Origin of the sequence: Bacillus sp. L75 (assembly GCF_003676355.1) — a bacterium.
GTDB classification, from domain to species: domain Bacteria; phylum Bacillota; class Bacilli; order Bacillales; family Bacillaceae; genus Bacillus; species Bacillus velezensis.
The window spans coordinates 43,816-49,936 of the sequence record NZ_ML064918.1 but is presented as its reverse complement, the minus strand read 5'-3'; the positions used below and the strand labels follow the sequence as shown (position 1 = coordinate 49,936).

The following is a 6,121-nucleotide window of genomic DNA, read 5'->3' as shown; positions in this document are numbered from 1 at the left end:
CCAGATCAAGATGGGTGACATATGCGATAGGTACAGTAGTTACCTCTGTGGTAGGCACAAAGGGAGCCGGTTCTCTTACAAAAGCTGACGTAGCAGGAAAAGTCACCTCTAAAGTCAATAAAGCAGGCCAAAAACTGAAAGATGTCTCAATTGCTGATTTATTGCCTTATAATCCCCGTTACGATGTTGTTCCGGCTGGAGGAGTTCCTTATAATGTAGTTAACAGTGAAAATTTAAAGGATCGGTTACTTAGATTAATTGAATCAGCAAATCCTAGAACGGTATTACCAAGGAATAAAGGTCGATGGGAAGGCGCACCTGGTGACGGAAAATGGTATTCCGACATACCTGAAGTAAAAGCAGCGACTAAGGGAGAACCGATTACTTTTAAAAATGGACGTCCTGATTTTACTCCATGGACTGTTGCAAACATTAAGTTTAAGTCTGGTGAATTAAATGGAACGAAAAAAGATTTTAGGCTTGTTTATAAAAAAATTAAAGAGATCAAGGGTTTTAAATCTCAAGCGCAGGCGAAAAAATGGCTGTCACAACAGGGACTTACCCCACACCATTTGGATAGTGTCACAATACAACTAGTGCCTAGTGTGATTAATAACAAAATACCTCATATTGGAGGAGCTTCTGATTTAAGGGGAGGGTATTAGAATGAGTTTCAATAAAATTGAACAAAAGTTAAAAGAATTTACGATAGATACTGAAACAGAATCCAACATTAATACAAACGAGCAGCTCAAAGAAATTGAAAGAAATATAGGTAATCAATTGCCTTCCGACTATAAGGATTTTTTGAAGGGATATGGAGGCTGTTATTTAGAAAGTAAAAAAACAACAGATGAAGTTGAGTACGACGTTTGCTATAAACCTATAGAGAAAGATCCTTGGATGGGTAAGGAAGATGATACACAATTACTAGAGAGCTTCTATGGTTTAGCTAACGATCATAACAGTCTCCAAGAAGCAATCAATACTTATTCTGATCGCTTTCCTAGGAATATTATTCCTATAGCAAGCTCGGCAGGTGGTAATGAAATATGTATGGACATCGACAATGAAAAAGTTTTGTTTTGGGATCACGAATTAAGTCAGCCTGATAAAGACTTTTTCCTAATTGCCAATTCGTTTGAGGAGTTTATCCTAAGTTTAGTAGACGAACCAATTGAAACGGATGATAGTGACAGTGATGTGGAAATTGAGATTTTAGACAATGACTTTGGAAAATTGCTCTTTGGTAAGGACAATTAGCTTTTATTTTTAGGAAAAGTATTGCAAAGTTAAGCTCTCAGAAAGAGAGCTTTTTTATTTTCGATAGAAACTAATTATAAAAAGGGAGAGAGGTTATGGATTCGTACCAAATAAAGAAATTAAAACCCGAAGAATACAATAAGTGTAATAATATTTGGGACATGGAAAAGAAAATGGCTAAGGTGTTTTATGACGAATTAGTAAGCGGCAACAGAATTACTTTTATTTACTCAGTGAATGACGAGTTTATAGGAGAAGGATTGTTAGTTTTTCAAAACAATGACCCGGATTATACCATTCCGGATAAACGCATTTATCTATCTCGTATGATTGTTAAAGAAGGATATCGAAATCGTGGGATAGGTGGCATTATTGTTGATTATTTGATTGATTATGCTAAACAACTAGGATATGAGTTTGACAGGTGGTCACAAATCATAAAATAAAAAGCCCACTCATATGAGTAGGGCTAAATTAATTAATTTTTTAACCTCCGACTGGCCTTTCAGCTATCTGGATGTTAGATGGTGAATCTGTACTCAATTGCGTTAAAGCTACCCCACTTAAAATTACAGTTAAAATAGATACGCAAAGCACAATTTTTTTCATAAGATTCCCTCCACCTGATTCATTTTCTGTTCAGCCCAAATTTTTTCATTGAAAAAGCTTGTTGCTTCTTCAAAAGCACCTATTGATTCAAACCTTTTTGCAGCTATGTAGGACAATTCATCTACACTTTCAAGGTCATTTTGTTGTTTTAAAAACTCAATATAACGGATGCAATTATTGAAGTTGTTTTTTAATTCACCGCAATATAGGTTGAATAGGATGCTAATTTTGGCTTCGTATATCTTATTCTCCATTAATATGAGTCTTTCCTGTGCTTTATTGTAAAAATTAATGGCTTTCATTTTTTCGTCAATTTTAAATAGTTCCTTAATCATCATGAATAAAGAATTTATATAATAATTTGAATTCATCCAAGATTCATTTTCAATAGCTTTTTCGAGAGATTTAATGCACTTATCAGGTTTGTCCCAATCAGAATACACGATACTAAGGTTGTGATATAACTGAGCTTCCAAATATTCATCCTGTGTTTCTTGTGCAATGTCTATTGCTTCTAAATAATATGTTTCTGACTCTTCAAACCGTTTCATATCGGAATAGTTTGCAGCCGCAATCATTGTTGAAGTTGCCAGTTTGCATTTATAGTCAGGGTGTCGCTTATATATTGCAATTGCATTCTTGATATAGTGTTGTGCCACAATGCTTTGTTTAACAAGAGTGTATAAGTAGGAGACCTTGGAGTAGAATTCAGCTGCTTCAATTTCATCCGGAATTTCTGCAAGCTTTTTCTCCGCTAATCCATATAAGTTAATTGCTCGATCATAATTTTTGTTGTATGCCTCGTACATTGCTTCGAATAAATAAAAGTTATATTCCAATTTATCGTTCGTTCTTTTTATGAAATTTTCATTCTCTTCAGTGAAACAAGTGTGCTTTTGTAAAGGCTCTCCGCGTGAAGAGTGTAGCAACATTTTGTGTCTTTCTTCTAATAAACTGTAATATGCAAGAACTTCTTGATCCTCTTCCATATCATCGAACAGGCTTTTAATCTCTGAGTAATATTTTATTGACTCATGTACCTTTTGTTTCTTTATAGCAATGTACCAATCATTCAGTGTAGTAGCAACAACTTCTGAAGCGATCTTGCTCATCCAAACCCCTCTTTCTGAAAATTTCAAAAATCCCTCGGGAATAATCATAACATAGTCATTGAAAAAATTGTAAAAGGATGTAGAGATTTAGGGATTTTCCAATTTGAAAAAACGAAAAAAATACCCTCCTCGTTAGAGAAGGGTACGTGTTTAGTTTGCTGTTGCTTTTAGTGAGGCAAGCCATTCATCTAATGTTCCTGAGAAACCTTGTTGAACGCTAATTCATATGCTGATTTTCCATCTTTACCGGCGGCACCAATAGCTCCTTTAGCTCCAGTACTGCCTTTTTCACCTTTTAATGAAGCTAACCATTCAAAAGTGATGAATATTCAAGGCGGGAGTAAGGGAAATTAACAAAAAAATGTGAGGGAATGTAGATGAAACGATTTATCTTGGTTATACCGTTATTGGTTGCTGTTATTGCCTCTCCAACTCAAATGAAAGCAAGTCCAATGCCTTGTAGTGCAGTACTCGAACCGGTAAATCAAAAACTGAAAAATGCGAAGGGTGCGGCACTAATCTATAAAGTGCAGTTATACCCGCCAAGTGCTGCGAGAACGAATATGAGTATTCTTGCTGTCCATCTTCCTCAACCATCTTCTTATGGAAGCTACGACGGTTATGAAGGATTTGCCTCCAAAACAGGAGAGGTCAGTTGGCGATTTAAACTATATCCGACTCCCGAGGAAGAGAGCCCTAATTGGGCTGGAAGGGTTGATTCCATATCAGCTGAAATGACAAATGTTAAAGTGCAAGTGCGCCTTTCAAATTCTAAGACGCAAAAGTTGGGGCCAAGTGTATTAACAAACAATATTCAATCTTGCTATTAGAAATGTAGAGTTCTTATCAAAGAGAGCAATGCGACTGGATCTTTTGTAAATTGTCAAAAAGGTAATTGATCGAGAAATTCTGGTGAAAAATGAAGAAGAGTCCATTAAGATGGAATGTCTGGAGTCAATTCATCATTTGATAGAAGAGAGCCGGCAAAAATCGATATTGCGTTTGATTTTGTACATAGAAAGACGGCATAAAAAGAAATGGTTAGCTAAAAAAAGGCAAAGAGTCAACGCTCTTTACCATCAGGTGTTTTCCTTAAGCGGTCTGCAATATGCTTAATTAAATTCAGCGCAGCAGTCACTAATCCAATAACTAAAACAATTTCAAGTAAGAGGATAAATCCAAAATTTAAACCGCGACTTTCAAAGTAATCATCGGTAAAAAAGAGCAATTGATAAATTCCAAGCATTAGCACAATAAAGGAAGTGCCTATAATCGCCAGAGACTTTTTAGAGAACTCCTTAGTATGGTTGAAATTATAAACCAATAAGAACAAAAATAGACAAGCCATGGCGATCTTATGAGTCAATGAATCACTTGCTGAGAACCCTTGCACAAGTAAGGAGATAATTAATCCGGTCATTCCGATTATTTTGTTCAATATATCACCTGCTTTGTATAAGTATGACCTTAGATGTCAGCTTACCAATTAAAGGTGATATTCTCAACATAATGCAGTTTAAACTTAACTTAAAATCGTAATTTTAAGAACAAATTTAGAGTGGATCATGACATGCTGTTTATTATGCTGTAAACAAACGCAACAATAAATAATGGATAAGAGATAATAGCAATTAGTTTTGAAGATTTGCTCTTTTTTTCAAATGTGTATATTAGTGCAAATCCTAAAAAGAATATTGTGACAAACCAAGAAGAATAGGACGGGTACAATGCAATAAGTAAGACAATAAGAGTGGATAACGCAAAAGAAGAGTTTAGCGTTATTTTCTGATCGTTTTTCAAATAAACCGCCTCCTTACACATATTCCCCCCATATAAAAACACTTAAACATTATATTAAGTCAGCATGATTAAATGATAAACATTTTAAGTAAAGAACAAGATAAAGCAATCCGGCATTTCAAGACAAGCTGAACATGTCTGAAAAACTGTACATATCCTTAGTTAATGTAAACTGCTTATAGATAAGCAAAATGATTAAGCGGAAAGGCTGTATAGACTTATAGGACCTTATATAAACATTAGATCGCTTAAAGAAGGTGATGTGGTTGATCAGCCAATTGAATATTTCATGATGCAATTGTGCGGTTCTATAATGGTGAAGACCTCGCCGTGTTCCATTTGTCTAGGGGGGGAATTTGTTTAAATTCATAAACATGAGGCGTTTTAGTCTGTCATTTCCTAAAACAGTGTTTTATTCTTGTTACAAATATGCAAGAAGGGCGGTTTGAACTTGTATAGAGTGTTTATAATGCTGTTAATTTTGTTATGTATAACATTAGGGTGTCAAAATCAACATAACAAACATTTTATGGAGGCTGAGCAAACTATGGTCGGCTATGTCATTTTAAAAAGAGAGAATCAAGCAATTCTCATACCTAATGAAAAAGCTGATGTTAAAGACTATGAAAATCTTAGTGAAAAAGAGATTATTGAAAAGTATAGATCGGATATAGTATTACTGGGACTTAGTCAACTTAACAATAAAGATGACTTGAGCAAAGGACAAAAAATTCGTATTTGGTATAAAAAATTAAATGAATCTTCACCTCCAAAAACAAACATCTCAAAGTTTGAAAGTATTTAGTACATATTCTGTAATTCCTAGGAATACCGCTGAAAAAACTGAAGCGGCATATTGAACAGAAATAATGTCTTCAAACCTTACCTCATTCGCGGTGGCTTAATCCTGCCCCAAGATTTATTTGACGATTGTTGACTCAGGTGCAGAGAAGGCACATGCCAAGAACACATTTTTGAATTACTGGGCACCTTGAATAAAACCAGCATTCCCGTATTCATATGCGAAGAGATCGGTCTGAACGCTGGATAAGTTAACCATACATTTGAACAAGCTTGCCAGGCTTTGATAAAGAAAGAACAGTCAAGAGACGAACCATTACATACATATAATACTCCTGTGAAAGCGGGGGTGTAGTTTTGGAACCTTACCAACGTTATGAGGAATTAAAGAAGAAAACAATAAAGGTTGTCCATAAAGATAATTACAGTATCCGCTATATAGATCAGGATGAAGCGAGTAATGACTTAGATGAATTTTATAAACAATTTGCTCAGCATTTATTGGAGGCTGCTTTGGAAAGGAGTGCAGAGTAAGC

10 protein-coding genes are annotated in these 6,121 nt (G+C 35.1%); 6 read left to right on the top strand and 4 right to left on the bottom strand.

Translation table 11 applies throughout. The features are described 5' to 3' along the window. The 3 genes from D5S11_RS18380 to D5S11_RS18370 form a co-directional block, all read left to right on the top strand. A partial coding sequence (locus D5S11_RS18380) for an HNH endonuclease family protein (protein ID WP_206504689.1) occupies window positions 1–665 on the top strand: 665 nt, incomplete at its 5' end. A gap of 1 nt (window position 666) precedes the next feature. Beyond that, window positions 667–1,263, top strand: a complete 597-nt coding sequence (locus D5S11_RS18375) for an SMI1/KNR4 family protein (protein WP_007407917.1) — start codon at window positions 667–669, stop codon at window positions 1,261–1,263. A gap of 95 nt (window positions 1,264–1,358) precedes the next feature. Continuing rightward, entirely contained in the window at window positions 1,359–1,709 is a 351-nt protein-coding gene (locus tag D5S11_RS18370) for a GNAT family N-acetyltransferase (RefSeq protein WP_007407918.1), read from the top strand. A gap of 40 nt (window positions 1,710–1,749) precedes the next feature. Here D5S11_RS18370 and D5S11_RS18365 read toward each other — a convergent pair whose 3' ends face one another. Continuing rightward, entirely contained in the window at window positions 1,750–1,872 is a 123-nt protein-coding gene (locus tag D5S11_RS18365) for a PhrK family phosphatase-inhibitory pheromone (RefSeq protein ID WP_021493942.1), read from the bottom strand. Next, window positions 1,869–2,984 (bottom strand): Rap family tetratricopeptide repeat protein, encoded by a 1,116-nt coding sequence (locus tag D5S11_RS18360; protein ID WP_032866267.1) that lies wholly within the window; start codon window positions 2,982–2,984, stop codon window positions 1,869–1,871. The genes D5S11_RS18365 and D5S11_RS18360 overlap by 4 nt, the downstream gene beginning before the upstream one ends. 377 nt (window positions 2,985–3,361) lie before the next feature. On the opposite strand from D5S11_RS18360, the gene D5S11_RS18355 reads away from it, so the two are divergent. After that, window positions 3,362–3,814, top strand: coding sequence for a YoqH family protein (locus D5S11_RS18355; protein ID WP_108724879.1), 453 nt, complete (start codon window positions 3,362–3,364; stop codon window positions 3,812–3,814). 233 nt (window positions 3,815–4,047) lie between these two features. Here D5S11_RS18355 and D5S11_RS18350 read toward each other — a convergent pair whose 3' ends face one another. Both D5S11_RS18350 and D5S11_RS20275 read right to left on the bottom strand, forming a co-directional pair. Further along, window positions 4,048–4,422 (bottom strand): YoqO family protein, encoded by a 375-nt coding sequence (locus D5S11_RS18350; RefSeq protein ID WP_032866266.1) that lies wholly within the window; start codon window positions 4,420–4,422, stop codon window positions 4,048–4,050. A gap of 125 nt (window positions 4,423–4,547) precedes the next feature. Further along, complete coding sequence (locus D5S11_RS20275; RefSeq protein ID WP_032866265.1) at window positions 4,548–4,784, bottom strand: hypothetical protein; 237 nt, start codon at window positions 4,782–4,784, stop codon at window positions 4,548–4,550. Window positions 4,785–5,331: 547 nt separating this feature from the next. Between D5S11_RS20275 and D5S11_RS18340 the strand changes: the two genes are divergently transcribed. Continuing rightward, entirely contained in the window at window positions 5,332–5,589 is a 258-nt protein-coding gene (locus D5S11_RS18340) for a DUF3221 domain-containing protein (protein WP_237436502.1), read from the top strand. Between the two features lie 353 nt (window positions 5,590–5,942). Beyond that, window positions 5,943–6,119, top strand: a complete 177-nt coding sequence (sprB, locus tag D5S11_RS18330) for a recombination directionality factor SprB (protein ID WP_007612049.1) — start codon at window positions 5,943–5,945, stop codon at window positions 6,117–6,119. Window positions 6,120–6,121: the final 2 nt, after the last annotated feature.

Excerpts from the sequence above, each read along its gene's own strand:
- D5S11_RS18375 (WP_007407917.1), top strand. The coding sequence starts at position 667 with ATGAGTTTCAATAAAATTGAACAAAAGTTAAAAGAATTTACGATAGAT.
- D5S11_RS18370 (WP_007407918.1), top strand. The coding sequence starts at position 1,359 with ATGGATTCGTACCAAATAAAGAAATTAAAACCCGAAGAATACAATAAG.
- D5S11_RS18365 (WP_021493942.1), bottom strand. The coding sequence starts at position 1,872 with ATGAAAAAAATTGTGCTTTGCGTATCTATTTTAACTGTAATTTTAAGT.
- D5S11_RS18360 (WP_032866267.1), bottom strand. The coding sequence starts at position 2,984 with ATGAGCAAGATCGCTTCAGAAGTTGTTGCTACTACACTGAATGATTGG.
- D5S11_RS18355 (WP_108724879.1), top strand. The coding sequence starts at position 3,362 with ATGAAACGATTTATCTTGGTTATACCGTTATTGGTTGCTGTTATTGCC.
- D5S11_RS18340 (WP_237436502.1), top strand. The coding sequence starts at position 5,332 with ATGGTCGGCTATGTCATTTTAAAAAGAGAGAATCAAGCAATTCTCATA.